A 14,482-nucleotide genomic window follows, 5' to 3' on the forward strand; every position below is an offset into this window, starting at 1 on the left:
CAATTTTGAGGTGTCAACCATGTCTCCGAACACCTGTCAGCCATGTCCCCGGGCTGAACACTGCGCTCGCAATGACGCGGTGAGAGCCGGGTTCGCCGTTAACCGCGCGGCAGCCGGCTTGTTTCGTTGTCCGGCGCAGTCGACGTCGGCCTCAATGCCCCGCCATGTGGCGGCCGATTTCGGTGAGATCAGCATCGCTGCCGCGGGTCTCGTAGACCAGCTGGCCGTGGAACATCACGACCAAGCGGTCCGACAGCTCCAGCAGCTCGTCGAGATCCTCGCTGACCAATAGCACGGCGGCGCCGCGATTGCGCGCGGCCATGATCTCGGCGTGGATCTGCGCCACCGCCGCGAAGTCGAGGCCGAAGCAGGGATTGGCGGCGATCAGCACCTCGACGTCGTGACCGAGCTCGCGCGCGAGCACGGCGCGCTGCACGTTGCCGCCCGACAGTGCCGAGATCGGCGTATCCGGCGTGCGGGTCTTGATCTTGTAGCGGTTGATCTTGGTTGTCGCGCCCTGGCGGAAGGCAGCCTTGTTCAGCCACCAGCCGCCGCGGGCGAACGGCGCGCGGTCGAACTCACGCAGCGCGATGTTGTCGGCGACGCTCATGCCGCCGACGCAGGCGTTCTTCAGCGGCTCCTCCGGCAGCAGCGACATCTTGTGCCGGCGCATCTCCTCGCGGCTCGCCACATAGGCCTCGCCGGAGACCCGGATTGCGCCGCTCTCGGCCTCGCGCTGGCCGGCGAGCACCTCGACCAATTGGCGCTGGCCGTTGCCGGAGACCCCGGCAATGCCGACGATCTCGCCGGCGCGCACGGTGAGCGACAGGTTGTGCACAGCGAGGCCGCCGGAATCGTCGCGCGCCACCAGCTTCTCGACCTCGAGCCTGACGTTGCCGGCCTCGCCGGTGCGCGACGGCTGCACCGTGAGCTGCTCGGCGCCGATCATCATCCGTGCCATGTCGTCGGGCGTCAGTTCGGTGACCTTGCCGCGGCCGGCGAGCTTGCCGCGCCGGAGGATGGTGACGTCGTCTGCGAACGCCATCACCTCGCGGAATTTATGCGTGATCATCAGGATGGTCAGCTCGCCGGCCTCGACCATCTTGCGCAGCATGCCCAGGACCTCGTCGGCCTCGCCCGGCGTCAGCACCGAGGTCGGCTCGTCCAGGATCAGGAAGCGGCGCTTGAGATAGAGCTGCTTGAGGATCTCGCATTTCTGCCGTTCGCCCGCGGAGATGTCGGAGACCTTGGCGTCGAGCGGCACGCGGAACGGCATCCGCGCCAGGAAGGCCTCCAGCTCCTTCTTCTCCTTCGCCCAGTTGACCACCGCCGGCACGTCGTCGCGCGCCAGCACCAGGTTTTCCGCGACCGTCATCGCCGGCACCAGGGTGAAGTGCTGATAGACCATCCCGAGGCCGAGCGCGTGCGCGTCCCTGGGATTGTTGATGGCGCGCTCGCGCTCGGCGATCAGCACGTCGCCCTCGGTCGGGCGGTAATAGCCCATGATGCATTTCACGAGCGTCGACTTGCCGGCGCCGTTCTCGCCGAGCAGCGCGTGGAACGAGCCGGGCCGCACTTTCAGCTCGACATTGTCGAGCGCGGTGAACGCGCCGAAGCGCATCGTCATCGCGATGGCCTCGACGCCGAACGCGCCTGATGGCGTCGGATCGTCGCCGATCACGACAGCGCCTCGATCAGCGCCGCGGAGGTCGCGACCGCGCCGAACACGCCGCCCTGCATCTTGATCATCTTCAGCGCGTGATCGTGGTTGCCCTTGTCGGTGGCACCGCAGCAGTCCGACAGCAGCACGCATTCGAAGCCGCGGTCGTTGGCCTCGCGCATCGTGGTGTGGACGCAGACGTCGGTGGTGATGCCGGTCAGCACGATGTTCTGGATGCCCTTCAGGCGCAGGATCAGCTCGAGGTCGGTGGCGCAGAACGAGCCCTTGCCGGGCTTGTCGATGACGATCTCGCCAGGTAGCGGCGCCAGCTCGGGGATGATCTCCCAGCCTGGCTCGCCGCGCACCAGGATGCGGCCGCACGGGCCGGGATCACCGATGCCGGCGCCGATCTGCTGCGAGCGCCAGCGCTTGTTGGCGGGCAGGTCGGACAGGTCGGTGCGGTGGCCTTCGCGGGTGTGTATGATGCAGAAGCCCTGCGCGCGCATGACGCCGAGCAGGGTCTTGATCGGCTCGATCGGCGCGCGCGTCAGCGACAGATCATAGCCCATCTTGTCGACATAGCCGCCGACGCCGCAGAAATCGGTCTGCATGTCGATCACGATCAGGGCCGTGTTCTCTGGCCTGAGATCGCCGTTGTACGGCCAGGCATAGGGCTCGGAGCGGATGGTGCGCGCGGTCATGGTGGACCTCTGAAATCAGCGGGTGATGGACAGTTCGGCCGGCGCGCCGCTCAGGGTGCGTTTCGGCGAGCAGGTGATGATCATGATCAAGAGCGTCAGGATGTAGGGCGCAGCGTTGAACAGATGATAGCCGGAGGTGACGCCGACCGATTGCAGCGCCGGTCCGAGCGCTGCGGCACCGCCGAAGGCGAGCGAGGCCCACAGGCACAGCATCGGGTCCCAGCGCGCGAAAATCACGAGCGCCACGGCGGTGATGCCTTGGCCCGAGGAGAGGCCCTCGTTCCAGCTGCCGGGATAGAACAGCGACAGGAACGAGCCGCCGATGCCGGCGAGGAAGCCGCCGGCCATGGTGGCGCGCAGCCGGATCATCAGCACCGAATGACCCATCGCCCGCGCCGCGTCGGCGCTCTCGCCGGCGGTACGGATCAGCAGGCCCCAGCGGGTGGTTCGGAATGCCCACAGCAACAGCGGCGCGAGCACGACGCCGAGCAGGAAGAGGACGTTGATGCGCAAGGCCGCGCGCACCTGCGGCACGTCGCTCCACCAGCCGAAATCGATCGCCGGAAGCCGCGCCGCGGTCGGCTCGATCAGCGGCTTGCCGAGGAAGAAGGCGAGCCCGGTGCCGAACAGCATCAAGGAGATTCCCACCGCGACGTCGTTGACGCGCGGCAGCGAGCAGATGCCGGCATGCAGGGCGCCGAGCAGCGCGCCGGTGAGGCCGGCGGCGAGCACGCCTGCCCATGGCGATCCCGTGAGATAGGAGATGCCATAGGCGCTCATCGCGCCCATCACCAGCGTGCCCTCAAGGCCGAGATTGATGCGACCGGAGCGCTCGGTGATGCATTCCCCTAGGCTCACGAACAGGAACGGCGTGGAGACGCGGATGGCGCCGCCGAGCACCGCCAGCGGCACGGTCCAGAGCCCGATATTGCCGTCAGCCATGGATCAGGACTTTCCCTTGAGGACACCGATGCGGCCATAGAGCGCGTCGCTCGCCAGCACCGAGATGAAGATGATGCCCTGCAGCACCAGCACCGAGGCGTCGGGCAGGCCGAGCCTTCGCTGCAAGAGGCCGCCCGAGGCATTGATGCCGCCGAGCAGGATCGCGACCGGAATGATTGCCAGTGGATTCTGCCGCGCGAGGAAGGCGACGAGGATGCCTGTGAAGCCGTAGCCGACGGCGAGATTGGCATTGGTGCGCCCCTGGACCGCGGCGACCTCGACCATGCCGGCCAGGCCAGCGCAGGCGCCGGCGAGGAAGCAGACCGTCAGGATCAATTTGCCCACGGAGAGGCCAACGATCTTTGCGGCCCGGATGTTGCCGCCGGCGACGCGCGCGGCGAAGCCGAACGTGGTGTGATAGATCAGCACGTAGGACGCGATTGCCGCGATCAGCCCGAACACCAGGCCCCAATGCACGTCGGTGCCTGGGATGCTGCCGATCATGTTGGCGGCGCCGATCTCGCGCGTCGACGGCTTGTTGAGGCTCGCCGGGTCACGCATCGGGCCCTCGACGAGATGGTTGAGGATCGCGAGCGCGATGTAGACCAGCAGCAGGCTGGAGATGGTCTCGTTGACGCCGCGATACTGGCGCAAGGCGCCGGACAGCAGGATCCACAATCCGCCGCCGGCCATGCCGGCGATCACCATCGCGATCTGCACGACGAGCGGCGGCATTCCCTGCAAGGCCAGCGCGGCCGAGGTTGCCGACAGCGCGCCGATCAGCAGCGCGCCCTCGCCGCCGATGATCACCATGCCAAGCTGAGCGGGCAGGGCGGTGCACAGCGCGGTGAGGATCAAGGGAGCCGCGCGCGTCAGCGTGTTCTGCCAGGAAAACCAGGTGCCGAAGGCGCCGTAATACATGTACCAGTAGAGGTCGAGCGGGTTCTTGCCGAACAGCGCGACGAAGATGCCGAACACCAGGAGCGCGGCGACCAGCGCCGCGCCCGGGATGAGGATGTATTCAATGCTCGCGCCATGGCGTTGCAGGAAGCCTGCGTCGGCGGCCGGCGCGATGGCGGCCGCATCAACCGGATCGGCCGCCTCCGTGGTCACGACGTCGCTCCGATCACGCCCTCGACCAGATAGTCCATCTTCTCGAGCTCCGGATCCTTCTGGCCGCGCTCGGTGCCGGCGGTGATCACGGTGTTGCCCTTGTTGTCCTTGATCGGGCCCTTGAAGATCGTATAGCCCTCGCCGAGGAACTTGCTCTTGATCTCGTCGGCGTGCTTGCGCGCCTGCTCGGACACCGCCTCGCCATACGCCGAGATCTTGACCACCTCTTCCTTGAGGCCGCCGCGATAGAAGTTCGGAATGCTCTCGCCGGCCTGGAGCATCTTGACGAACTTCGGATACAGCGCTTCCCAATTCCACTCGGCGCCCGTCAGATAGGCCTTCGGCGCCAGCGGCGACTGGTTGACGTGATAGCCGGTGACGAACGCGCCGCGGCGCGCGGCGTTCTCGACCATCGTCTTCGGACCGTCGACATGGCAGGTCAGGACGTCGATGCCCTGGTCGATCAGGCTGTTGGTCGCCTCGGCCTCCTTGACCGGCATCGACCAGTCGCCGGTGAAGATCACCTGCGTGGTGGCCTTGGGATTGGCGAGCTTTGCGCCGAGCGTGAAGGCGTTGATGTTGCGCAGGACCTGTGGGATCGGCTTGGCGGCGACGAAGCCGAGCTTGCCGCTCTTGGAGGTGTAGCCCGCGACGATGCCGGCGATGTACTGCGCCTCGTCGATATAGCCGAAATAGGAGCCAGCGTTCTTCGGGTCCTTCTCGCTCCAGAGGCCGCCGCAGTGCTCGAAGCGCAGCTTCGGGTACTTCGCCGCCATCTTGATCATGTGCGGATTGTAGTAGCCGAACGAGGTCGGAAACAGCAGCGTGGCGCCGTCGAGATTGATCATGGACTCGATCGTCTTCTCGACCGCGTCGGTCTCCGGCACCTTCTCCTCTTCGATCACCTTCAGCCCGGGCAGCTTCTTCAGCGCCGCCGCACCCTGCGCATGCGCCTGGTTGTAGCCGTAGTCGTCGCGCGAGCCGACATAGATGAAGCCGATCGTTGTCTCCGCGGCGAAGGCCGGCCGCAGGCCCGCGGCCGCGCCGAGCGTCAGCGCCGCGCCACCCTGCAACAGATGCCGTCGTGAAATCCTGCCAAAGTCCATTGGTGAGCTCCCTCGGCGGGTCGATCCGCCCGCGCTGTCATCTCGGCTTCACCGCCACACGGCGGAGCCTCGAAAGGGAGTGATCGCAAGCTTTGTGCCAGCGGCTTTCAGCGCGGCCGAGGAGCTAAGTCACTGAAGTGTTGATGTTTTGTGGCTGACTGCAAACTGGGCAGTAGCGTGACACGGCAATCATTAGCCTATTAATTGATCAATCGACTGCAATTGTATGCAATGAGTTCGGCCAGGCGGGACCCCCAGACGGTCAGCCGCGCGCCTTCGCGAAACGCGGCTGCCAGATCCCGGGCGTGAATGCCGACGTCTTGGGGGGCGCCAGGCTCTCTGGGAAACAGTCGGCTCTCTCAACGTCATTGCAAGGAGCGCAGCGACGAAGCAATCCAGTGTCCCGTCCACAGCGCTGGATTGCTGCGCTGCGCTCGCAATGACGGATGAGAGCGCAGAACGCAGCAGGGCTCAGAGGCCACGCTTTGCATGGCGTCCTATTGCATGAGAATTCGTCGCGCTGCTCTCAGATCCCGAGCAGCCAGACCGCGACGATGGTGCCGATCACGGCGAGCCCGCTGATCGTCCACCCCGTCACATAGGCGCCGTCGTCCGATCCCGCGGGATCGACCATCGTGTCACGCCAGCCTTCGTCCTGCCAGTGCCCCTGTTGGTACGCCATGCGAACCTCCTCGAGCCTGCCTCCCCACGGAATAAGTCGGACGCCTGTCGAAAAGGTTCAACCCCAAGCTGAAATCTTCGTTGCATGCGCTGCAACGCAAATCTCCGACATCCCCTCTGGTCAGGCCGGCGAAACGTCCTAAGCTCGCAAACGCGTTCCACGAAGAGAACGAGCAAGTCGCCGGGGCGGCATGGCCGTCCCGCAGCAGGGAAGGAAGACCATCCGATGAAGGATTTCGCCGGCAGGATCGCCGTGATCACCGGGGGCGGCACGGGCATGGGCCGCGAGCTCGCGCGCCAGCTCGTCGCCGAAGGTTGCAACGTCGCCATGTGCGACGTCTCGACCGAGGCGATGGCCGAAACCAAGCGGCTGTGCGAGGCCGAGAAGCTGCCGCAGGGCCTGCGCGTCACCACCCATGTCGCCGACGTCTCGATCGAGGCGCAGCTCCAGCGTTTTCGCGATGAACTCGCCGAGCAGCAGGCCACCGACAAGATCCATCTGCTGTTCAACAATGCCGGCATCGGCGGTGGCGGCAGCCTGTTCACCAATTCAAGAGAGCAATGGGAGCGTACCTTCAACATCTGCTGGGGCGGCGTCTATCTCGGCGTCCGCACCTTCCTGCCGATGCTGCTGAAGGCGGACGAGGCTCATATCGTCAACACCTCGAGCGTCAACGGCTTCTGGGCCTCGGTCGGCATGGGTGTTTCGCACACCGCCTACAGCGCCGCGAAGTTCGCGGTGAAGGGATTTACCGAAGCGCTGATCAACGACCTCCGCCTCAACGCGCCGCACATCAAATGCTCGGTCGTGATGCCCGGCCATATCGGCACCTCGATCGTGTCGAACTCGCGCAAGGTGCAGAGCGGCACCGAGTCCGACGAGCTCAGCGAGACCGAGATCGGGCTAGCGCGCCAGCGCATGAAGGGCATGGGCATCGATGTCTCCGCCATGAGCGACCAGGACATCCAGGCCGCCGCCCGCGAGCGCGCCCGCAGCTTCCTCGAAGACGCGCCGACGACGGCGGCGCAAGCCGCGAAGATCATCCTCGACGGCGTCAAGGCCGAGCAGTGGCGCATCCTTGTCGGCGAGGATGCCAAGCTGCTCGACCTGCGCGTCCGGCAGTCACCGGAGCAGGCCTACGAGCCGGAGTTCTTCCAGCGCTTCGCGCAGGAGGCGGGCTGGAAGCTGGGGTAGGGGATTGCTGTTCGTTGGAAAACAGCACCTTTCGCCACGCAGACGGTGAGCTCCCCTCCCCCTTGCGGGGAGGGGTCGGGGGTGGGGGTCCACGAGTCCCGCTGCCAATGACGAGATCAAACGGCCATGGATGACAGCCGACGATCATTCGCGCAACGAATGCGCGCCGAACCTACCGAAGCTGAACGCGTCCTTTGGCAACGCCTCCGCCATGACGTCAAGTTCGCCGGTTCTCACTTCCGCCGGCAAGCGCAGATTGGACCCTTCATCGTCGATTTCGTCAGTCGCAAAGCTAAGCTCGTGATCGAAGTCGATGGCGGCCAGCATGATTGGCAGCAGGAGGAAGACGCTGCCCGCACGCGACAGATCGAGGCGCTCGGGTATCGCGTTCTTCGCTTCTGGAACAACGACGTCCTCGGAAATATCGAAGGCGTCCTTCACGAAATTCAGCGCGCGTGGACCCCCACCCCCGACCCCTCCCCGCAAGGGGGAGGGGAGACGAGACCGCCGCGCCGTCCCCGCAGAACGCGGAGACCGAGCAAAGTTTGATCGCGGCTTCAGAACGCCTCTTCTACCGCGACGACGCCACCCGGTACGCCATCCGCGTGTGGCTCGGGCAATACGGCAGCCCCTCGATCGGCTTGGAGCCGCAGAAGCAGAAATCGTCGGCGCCGGGGGTGGAGATCGGCCAGCGGCAGCGCTCCTTGGAGAGTTCGAACAGCGAGCAGCCATTCTCGACCGTGCCGACCGGCTCCTCGACAACGATCGGCGGCGGGTCGTTCTGGACCGCGCGCAGGATGCGGCGGCGCAGCTTCGGCACGGGACGGCGGGCGCCATCGCGTGTCGTCTCGGCGCGAACCACGCGCCTGGAATCGCCGCCATTGTCGCGCGTCAGCGCCAGGCGGGAGATCTTGCCGATCACGGCGTTGCGGCTGACGCCGAGCTCGGCGGCGATCTCTCGGCAGGTCAGCCCGGCCTCAAAGTGCTGCTTCAGGGCCTGGAGCCGTTCCTCGGTCCAGGTGGGGAGTGTCTGTCGTTCGGCGGGCATTGTTGTCGCTTCCAAGTTTGATCCGTCCTGGATCGTCCTGGCCGACGGCTGCACCGAAACTGTTGTCCGCGCTGCGTGTCCCTAGCTTACGCCCGTCCGTTGTCGCGAATCGACAGCAGCCCATCCTTGATGGCGAGCCGGATGCCTTCTTCAATCAACGTTCTGCAGACACCCGGAACGCTGGTGCCGTGGGTTCCCTGTTTCACGAGCTTTTCGAGATAGCCGATGGTTGCCAGGGCTAGGGTTACGGGGATGCGGTCAGTTTCGGCTTTTTCCGTCGCCATGCCTAAAAGCTAGTCCGTAACCGATGTACAGAAAAGTAACTTTTTAGACTCTATTAGGAATCGGATTGGTTGTACAGCGGCTTGGGGATAACTGGTTAAGATATTGAATTTTATGGAAATATGACGAATCGGGCTGGTCGCGGCGGTGACTCTCCGCCCGCTCGGCGAGTCCGGGCCCGGAATGGTACGGGAAGCACGGGCCGGGAAGATTCGCGTGGGCCGCGGTGTCCGATGGTTTCTTCAACCGCCGCCGTGCCGCGGGGCACCTGATCGGGGAGCCCTGGTGGAATTGTCGGCTGAAGAGGCGGACGGTCGCTCGCGGCTTTTCCGGTCGGTGCGAGAAAATTCGCCATTCCAGAAATAACGCTTTCGCTTTTCCGGAAACTGTGCTTTAGTGCCGCCATCCCGCCTCACTCGGAAGGGGCGTTGCGCGCGATCGTCACGACACGCGAGGCGGGGAGCGATGGCCGCGATGGAGCCGCAGCGTGTCCTTCAAGGATGCGCGGACGAACGGCTCGGCGCGGACGTGAAGTCGCAGCGTGCTGACACCCCGACGCTGGTGTCACGTTCGCGACGGCGCTTGCGCGCCGCGCGGATCATGGTGGCCAACAAGCCCGGCGCACCAGGCAGACTGCGTATAAGCGTGAACACCATCGCGCAGGGAAGGCCGGGCGTTCTCGGCTGCACCTGTGCCGCCTGCATTTTTCTCGCAGGCGGGCCGCAGGCGCCAGCCGGCGCCTGGCCTTCCCTGCGCCCTCCGACTTTTGAGAGGGTGAGATGATGGCATGACTCGGCGCGAGCGGCGCGCGAGGATGATAGACCGTGTCTCTTGGAGTGAACGAGGGTTGCACTTCAAATTCGGTCGTCATCCCCGCGAACGCGGGGGATCCAGTACGCCGCGGCCTGTCGAGGACTGACGCCTGCCTCTGGATACTGGGTCGCCCGGTCGAGCCGGGCGACGGCAGCGGGGCGAGCCGCGCCAGCGTGCCCGACACAAACCTCACCCGTGCACGACGGCCTTCGCGATCATGCAATGAATGCCCTTGGAGCCGTTGACGGTCTGGGTCACCCGCAGGTCGGCGGCGAGGCTGCACAGCGTGTAGGCGTCCTCGCGCGACAAATTGCGCTTCTCGCCGAGCAGCACGATCATGTCGCGCAGCGCCCGCACCGCGCATTGGTCGAGATCGGGGTCCATCGCCATCGTCATGTAGTGCGTGGCGGTCTCGGCGCGTGGATAGTCGAACTTGAGATCCTTGCGCACGGTGAGGCGGAAGCGGCCCTGCAGCGCGGTCTCGATCGCCGTGACGCAGACCTCGCCGTCGCCCTGCACGCCATGGCCGTCGCCGCAGGAGAACAGCGCGCCCGGCACGAACACCGGCAGATACAGCTTGGCGCCGGCACCGAGCTCCTTGTTGTCGAGATTGCCGCCCATCGCGCGCGGGATCAGCGAGGTGATGCGGCCCCAGGCCGGCGGCGGCGCCACACCCATCACGCCGAAGAACGGCGCCAGCGGCAGCTCGAGCCCCCACGGCAGCTTGCCGACCATCCGTTCCTTGTCGAGCGGGATGTTCATCAGCCGGCTCTCGTGGAAATCGTCGGGCAGGGTGCCGGCCAGCGGGCGGATGAAATTATAGCCCCAGTCCTGGCGCAGCTGGACGTCGAGAATGTCGACCTCGAGCACGTCGCCGATTTCGGCGCCGTTGACCGCGATCGGCCCGGTCAGGATGTGGCCGGGCACCATGCGCTCGCTGCGGGCGTGGACGTCGAACAGCTCCGGCGGCACGTGGAACTTGCTGGTATCCGGCACCACGTCGGGTCCGCCGCTGATCGAATCGATCGTGACCTCGTCACCGCTGTCAACCGTGAGCACCGGCTTCAGCCGGGATTCGAAGAAGCCCCAATGGCAGGTCTCGGGGCTGGCGTGCAGATGGTGATGGGCCATGATGCTCTCGTTATTGCCGGTTCGAGCCTGAGCATAGCGCATCACATGGCGTTCGCAGAGAGATGGCAACGCATGGCGGCTGTCGTGTATGAGGGCGGCCGTGGCACTTCACCCCGCGCCGGAGCTCGCAATGTTCTTTGTGCTGTCGAAGACGCTCGGCCTGCTGGCACTGCCGACCAATTTCATGATCGCGCTGGGCCTGCTCGGTGCCATCCTGATGCTGACCCGGTTTGCCGTGCTGGGGCGCAGGCTGGTCGTCTCGGCCATGCTGCTACTGGCGATCGTCGGCCTGACGCCGCTCGGCAGCCTGATGCTGTATCCGCTGGAGAGCCGGTTTCCGAAATGGGATCCGGCGAACGGTGCGCCGGACGGCATCATCGTGCTCGGCGGTCCGGTCGATTCCGATCTGTCGGCAATGTACGGCATGCCGGTGACGGTGGCGGGCGCGGACCGGGTGATCCAGGCGGCCGCGCTGGCGCGGCGCTACCCGACTGCACGCATCCTGTTCACCGGCGGCAGCGCCAATCTGATCGCGACCGAGGCCAAGGAGGCCGATGTCGGCGCCGAGATCCTGCTCAGCCTCGGCGTGCCCAGGGAGCGGCTGCTGCTGGAGCGGCAGTCGCGCAACACCTACGAGAATGCGATCTTCTCCAAGGCGATGATCTCCCCGAAGCCGGGCGAACGCTGGCTGCTGGTGACCTCCGCGTATCACATGCCGCGCTCGGTCGGGCTGTTCCGAAAAGCGGGCTTTCCGGTCGAGCCCTATCCGGTGGACTGGCGCGTCGGCCGCGTGCTGGATTTCGACGGCATCTCGCTGCTCGGCCTGCGCCGCGCCGACATCGCCGTGCGCGAATGGGTCGGGCTCGTGGCCTACCGCCTCCGCGGCCGCATCGACGATCTGTTTCCCGGGCCGGCCTAGGCGGTTGTTGTGCCGAAGCCCGCCGCTTTCGCTGCCAGCTCGCCGCGCACGCGCGCGACGACCGGCTCGTAGCGACAGCTCGAATCCTGCCGGAACAGGCGCGCGCTCGGATACCACGGGCTGTCGTCGCGATCCCTGAGCCAGCGCCAGTCGGCCAGGTAGGGCAGCATGATCCAGGTCGGCCGTCCGAGCGTCGCGGCGAGATGCGCGACGCTGGTGCAGACGGTGACGACGACGTCGAGGCAGGAGATCAGGGCGGCCGTCTCGACGAAGTCGGTCAGCTCGGCGGTGAGGTCGCGGATGCCGCTCTGCTGCGCCAGCAGCGTCCTGTCCGCGGGCCGCAGCTCCTTTTGCAGGCTGATGAAATCAGCGTCGACATCGAGCAGCGGCAGCAAGGTCGACAGCGGCATCGAGCGGTTGCGGTCATTGCCCTGGTGCGGGTTGCCGGACCAGACCAGCCCGACGCGCAGCCGGTCATGCGACCCCAGCCGCTGCTCCCAGGCCGCGATGCGCTCGGCCGGGAGCGGCGGCAGATAGCCAGCGGGCGGGATGGTGGCGAGCGTGGTGCCGAAAGCGAGCGGCAGGCTCATCACCGGGCAATGCATGTCGAAGGCGGGTCGCTGCAGCTCCGGCGCGTACGCAAGACATTGCGACACGCCTTCGACACCGGCCAGCAGCGGCCGCAGCGCCTCGCGGACCACCAGGATCACCCTGGCGCCGCGCGCGGCGAGCATCGGCAGGTAGCGCGCGAACTGGATGGTGTCGCCGAAACCCTCGTCCTCCTCGATCAGGACGGTCTTCCCGGCGATATCCTCTTTGCCCAGCCATTTCGGCTCCGCAAAGCGCGGATATTCGGGCGAGAAATCCGGCATGTTCCAGCGCGCTTCGCGCCGTGCCCAGCCAGCGGCGTAGTCGCCACATTGCAGCTCGACATGGGCAAGCTGCCAGGCCGCCTTGGCGTGACTCGGCTCGAGCACGAGGATCTGCCGGTAGACGGCCGCGGCGTCCTCGAAGCGCAGCAATTGAAGCAGCGCAAAGCCCTTGTTCAGCAGCACCTCGACGAAGTTCGGGCGCAGGCTCAGCGCCTGGTCGAACCACGGCAGCGCCTCCGCGCTGCGGCCGAGACAGACGAATGCATCGCCGAGATTGTTGCAGACCATCGCCTCGGCTGGCGCCAGCGCATGCGCGCGTTCGCAATCGGCGAGATACGCGTCGTAGCGTTTGAGCTCGCGGAAGCATCGGGCGCGCATCTGCAGCGACTGCAGGTCGCCCGGCCGCTGAGTCAGGCAGATCGTGAAGGCCTGGGCGGCTTCCTCATAGCGCTGCTGCTGATGCAGCAGCAGGCCGCTCTGGAACGCGGCCTCATGATGCGAAGGATCGATCGTCAGCGCGTGCTGATAGCTCAACAACGCCTCGGCGCCGCGGTCGAGCGCCAGCAGTACGCCGCCCATGTGCTTCCACAGCTCGGCGTCGTCGGGCTTGAGCTGGATCGCCTTGTCGAACACCGCGAGGGCGTCGTCGAGCCGGCCCATCTGCTTCAGGGTGAAGCCCAGGCTGGTGAGATAGTCGATCTTCGGCGTCTGCCGGATCGCGCGCGAGAACCACGCCACGGCATGGTCGTGCTGACCGGTTTGCAGCGCAATAATGCCCATCAGCGCAAGGCTGTCGGCATGGGTCGGGTCGGCGGCCAGCGCCTGCTCGCAGCACATCTGGGCATCGAGCAGACGTCCTCCGCCGAGGTGATGCAGTCCCGCCTCGTAGAGCGCGGCGGGCGACAGCGCGGGCGTTCCGCCGGGGCCGGCCGTTGCGCTCTCGGCGCCTTCCTTCCGGTCGCTGCGGGTCATCGTCTGGTCCTGTCCGAGGATCGAAAATTCATAAGTGATTCCCGCGATATCGAGAAGGATCACGGTATGGCGGGTGAGCCCGGACGGCGGAAATACTGGCATCATCAGGTGCGACGGTCTAACAAGCCGCCCGAAGCCGAACCACACGCGGCGCGGACGCCCGGTGCGGCAGGGAGGGAACGCCACATGCAACAGCCGAACGCGGCAGACAGGCTGGACCTGGCGGCCATGGTCGCCGATCTCAACAGCCTGCTGCGGCTGAAGACGACCGTGATCGGCATCAAGATGTTCGCCCGCGTCGAGGACATGGAAGCGATCGAGAAGATCCGCCGTCCCAACGCGGTGCACACCACCGACCAGATCGTCAGCATGGCGTCGCGGCTCGGCTGGACCGTCGGCATCACCGGAGATGATCTGGTCGGCGCGCAGTGCCGCGCGGTGATCGGGCTCGGCCCGCAGGACGAGGCCTGGCTCGACGGCGCGAACTATGTCGGCGTCTGGCACGGCACGGCGGAGGATGCGCGCAAGCGGCAGGAGGCGCTCGACGTGGTGCCGTTCGGCCGCTACCAGGCGATGGCCGTGAGCCCGCTGGCGAGCGGCCGGCTGGATCCGCCGGACATCTGCCTCGTCTATGCGACGCCGGGACAGATGATCATCCTGATCAACGGCCTGCAATATGTCGGCTACAAGAAGTTCGAGTGGGGCGTCGTCGGCGAGACCGCCTGCGCCGACTCCTGGGGCCGCGCGCTGAAGACCGGCGAGCCGAGCCTATCGCTGCCCTGCTTCGCCGAGCGCCGTTATGGCGGCGTGCCGGACGAGGAGATGCTGATGGCGCTGAAGCCGTCCGATCTCGCCAAGGCGATCGCCGGCATGAAGCAGCTCGCCAGGAATGGCTTGCGCTACCCGATCGCCCCTTACGGCATTCAGAACGACGTCCGCGCCGGCATGAGCGTGTCTTATGGAAAGAAATAGAACCACATCCGCCGTCATTGCGAGCGAAGCGAAGCAATCCAGAGTCCTGTCCGCAGCCCTGGATTGCTTCGCTTC

14 protein-coding genes are annotated in these 14,482 nt (G+C 66.1%); 4 read left to right on the forward strand and 10 right to left on the reverse strand.

The window, feature by feature from the left end; translation table 11 throughout:
• Positions 1 to 151 precede the first annotated feature (151 nt).
• The 6 genes from ACQR1D_RS15730 to ACQR1D_RS15755 all read right to left on the reverse strand — a co-directional run bounded on the left by ACQR1D_RS15730 (position 152) and on the right by ACQR1D_RS15755 (position 6,204).
• The gene (locus tag ACQR1D_RS15730; protein WP_315800410.1) at positions 152 to 1,627 is read right to left on the reverse strand and encodes an ABC transporter ATP-binding protein; all 1,476 of its coding nucleotides are present in this window, start codon (positions 1,625 to 1,627) and stop codon (positions 152 to 154) included.
• A gap of 50 nt (positions 1,628 to 1,677) precedes the next feature.
• Positions 1,678 to 2,361: a biuret amidohydrolase gene (gene biuH / locus ACQR1D_RS15735; RefSeq protein ID WP_316237426.1), complete on the reverse strand. Its 684-nt coding sequence runs from the start codon at positions 2,359 to 2,361 to the stop codon at positions 1,678 to 1,680.
• Between the two features lie 15 nt (positions 2,362 to 2,376).
• Positions 2,377 to 3,303 (reverse strand): ABC transporter permease, encoded by a 927-nt coding sequence (locus tag ACQR1D_RS15740; protein ID WP_315775139.1) that lies wholly within the window; start codon positions 3,301 to 3,303, stop codon positions 2,377 to 2,379.
• 3 nt (positions 3,304 to 3,306) lie between these two features.
• A complete protein-coding gene (locus ACQR1D_RS15745; RefSeq protein WP_434840538.1) occupies positions 3,307 to 4,416 on the reverse strand; it encodes an ABC transporter permease in 1,110 nt (369 codons plus the stop codon).
• A complete protein-coding gene (locus ACQR1D_RS15750) occupies positions 4,413 to 5,522 on the reverse strand; it encodes a BMP family ABC transporter substrate-binding protein (RefSeq protein ID WP_434840537.1) in 1,110 nt (369 codons plus the stop codon). Before ACQR1D_RS15750 ends, ACQR1D_RS15745 begins: the two co-directional genes overlap by 4 nt.
• A gap of 526 nt (positions 5,523 to 6,048) precedes the next feature.
• The gene (locus tag ACQR1D_RS15755; protein WP_315711478.1) at positions 6,049 to 6,204 is read right to left on the reverse strand and encodes a hypothetical protein; all 156 of its coding nucleotides are present in this window, start codon (positions 6,202 to 6,204) and stop codon (positions 6,049 to 6,051) included.
• Between the two features lie 225 nt (positions 6,205 to 6,429).
• Here ACQR1D_RS15755 and ACQR1D_RS15760 point away from each other — a divergent pair, with 225 nt between their 5' ends.
• The gene (locus tag ACQR1D_RS15760; protein WP_434840536.1) at positions 6,430 to 7,398 is read left to right on the forward strand and encodes an SDR family NAD(P)-dependent oxidoreductase; all 969 of its coding nucleotides are present in this window, start codon (positions 6,430 to 6,432) and stop codon (positions 7,396 to 7,398) included.
• A 159-nt stretch (positions 7,399 to 7,557) separates the two neighbouring features.
• Positions 7,558 to 7,947 (forward strand): endonuclease domain-containing protein, encoded by a 390-nt coding sequence (locus tag ACQR1D_RS15765; RefSeq protein WP_434893453.1) that lies wholly within the window; start codon positions 7,558 to 7,560, stop codon positions 7,945 to 7,947.
• 22 nt (positions 7,948 to 7,969) lie between these two features.
• Here ACQR1D_RS15765 and ACQR1D_RS15770 read toward each other — a convergent pair whose 3' ends face one another.
• The 3 genes from ACQR1D_RS15770 to ACQR1D_RS15780 form a co-directional block, all read right to left on the reverse strand.
• The gene (locus ACQR1D_RS15770; RefSeq protein WP_434840156.1) at positions 7,970 to 8,446 is read right to left on the reverse strand and encodes a GcrA family cell cycle regulator; all 477 of its coding nucleotides are present in this window, start codon (positions 8,444 to 8,446) and stop codon (positions 7,970 to 7,972) included.
• An 86-nt stretch (positions 8,447 to 8,532) separates the two neighbouring features.
• Positions 8,533 to 8,730, reverse strand: a complete 198-nt coding sequence (locus tag ACQR1D_RS15775; protein WP_006614936.1) for a hypothetical protein — start codon at positions 8,728 to 8,730, stop codon at positions 8,533 to 8,535.
• Between the two features lie 1,000 nt (positions 8,731 to 9,730).
• The gene (locus ACQR1D_RS15780) at positions 9,731 to 10,672 is read right to left on the reverse strand and encodes an acetamidase/formamidase family protein (RefSeq protein ID WP_316181504.1); all 942 of its coding nucleotides are present in this window, start codon (positions 10,670 to 10,672) and stop codon (positions 9,731 to 9,733) included.
• A gap of 130 nt (positions 10,673 to 10,802) precedes the next feature.
• On the opposite strand from ACQR1D_RS15780, the gene ACQR1D_RS15785 reads away from it, so the two are divergent.
• Positions 10,803 to 11,591: a YdcF family protein gene (locus ACQR1D_RS15785; protein ID WP_316181565.1), complete on the forward strand. Its 789-nt coding sequence runs from the start codon at positions 10,803 to 10,805 to the stop codon at positions 11,589 to 11,591.
• Here the strand turns inward: ACQR1D_RS15785 and ACQR1D_RS15790 are convergent.
• Entirely contained in the window at positions 11,588 to 13,435 is a 1,848-nt protein-coding gene (locus ACQR1D_RS15790) for a tetratricopeptide repeat protein (RefSeq protein ID WP_434840159.1), read from the reverse strand. The genes ACQR1D_RS15785 and ACQR1D_RS15790 overlap by 4 nt on opposite strands.
• A gap of 186 nt (positions 13,436 to 13,621) precedes the next feature.
• Here ACQR1D_RS15790 and ACQR1D_RS15795 point away from each other — a divergent pair, with 186 nt between their 5' ends.
• On the forward strand, positions 13,622 to 14,407 hold the full coding sequence (locus ACQR1D_RS15795; RefSeq protein WP_316181501.1) for a DUF169 domain-containing protein: 786 nt from the start codon (positions 13,622 to 13,624) through the stop codon (positions 14,405 to 14,407).
• The last annotated feature ends 75 nt before the right edge of the window (positions 14,408 to 14,482 follow it).

Source organism: Bradyrhizobium sp. HKCCYLRH2047 (assembly GCF_051168175.1).
Classification (GTDB): Bacteria; Pseudomonadota; Alphaproteobacteria; order Rhizobiales; family Xanthobacteraceae; genus Bradyrhizobium.

What these genes read in the sequence shown, in the direction of transcription:
- ACQR1D_RS15730 (WP_315800410.1), bottom strand. Translation starts at nt 1,627, where the DNA reads ATGACGATGCGCTTCGGCGCGTTCACCGCGCTCGACAATGTCGAGCTG.
- biuH (WP_316237426.1), bottom strand. Translation starts at nt 2,361, where the DNA reads ATGACCGCGCGCACCATCCGCTCCGAGCCCTATGCCTGGCCGTACAAC.
- ACQR1D_RS15740 (WP_315775139.1), bottom strand. Translation starts at nt 3,303, where the DNA reads ATGGCTGACGGCAATATCGGGCTCTGGACCGTGCCGCTGGCGGTGCTC.
- ACQR1D_RS15750 (WP_434840537.1), bottom strand. Translation starts at nt 5,522, where the DNA reads ATGGACTTTGGCAGGATTTCACGACGGCATCTGTTGCAGGGTGGCGCG.
- ACQR1D_RS15755 (WP_315711478.1), bottom strand. Translation starts at nt 6,204, where the DNA reads ATGGCGTACCAACAGGGGCACTGGCAGGACGAAGGCTGGCGTGACACG.
- ACQR1D_RS15760 (WP_434840536.1), top strand. Translation starts at nt 6,430, where the DNA reads ATGAAGGATTTCGCCGGCAGGATCGCCGTGATCACCGGGGGCGGCACG.
- ACQR1D_RS15765 (WP_434893453.1), top strand. Translation starts at nt 7,558, where the DNA reads ATGCGCGCCGAACCTACCGAAGCTGAACGCGTCCTTTGGCAACGCCTC.
- ACQR1D_RS15770 (WP_434840156.1), bottom strand. Translation starts at nt 8,446, where the DNA reads ATGCCCGCCGAACGACAGACACTCCCCACCTGGACCGAGGAACGGCTC.
- ACQR1D_RS15775 (WP_006614936.1), bottom strand. Translation starts at nt 8,730, where the DNA reads ATGGCGACGGAAAAAGCCGAAACTGACCGCATCCCCGTAACCCTAGCC.
- ACQR1D_RS15780 (WP_316181504.1), bottom strand. Translation starts at nt 10,672, where the DNA reads ATGGCCCATCACCATCTGCACGCCAGCCCCGAGACCTGCCATTGGGGC.
- ACQR1D_RS15785 (WP_316181565.1), top strand. Translation starts at nt 10,803, where the DNA reads ATGTTCTTTGTGCTGTCGAAGACGCTCGGCCTGCTGGCACTGCCGACC.
- ACQR1D_RS15790 (WP_434840159.1), bottom strand. Translation starts at nt 13,435, where the DNA reads ATGACCCGCAGCGACCGGAAGGAAGGCGCCGAGAGCGCAACGGCCGGC.
- ACQR1D_RS15795 (WP_316181501.1), top strand. Translation starts at nt 13,622, where the DNA reads ATGCAACAGCCGAACGCGGCAGACAGGCTGGACCTGGCGGCCATGGTC.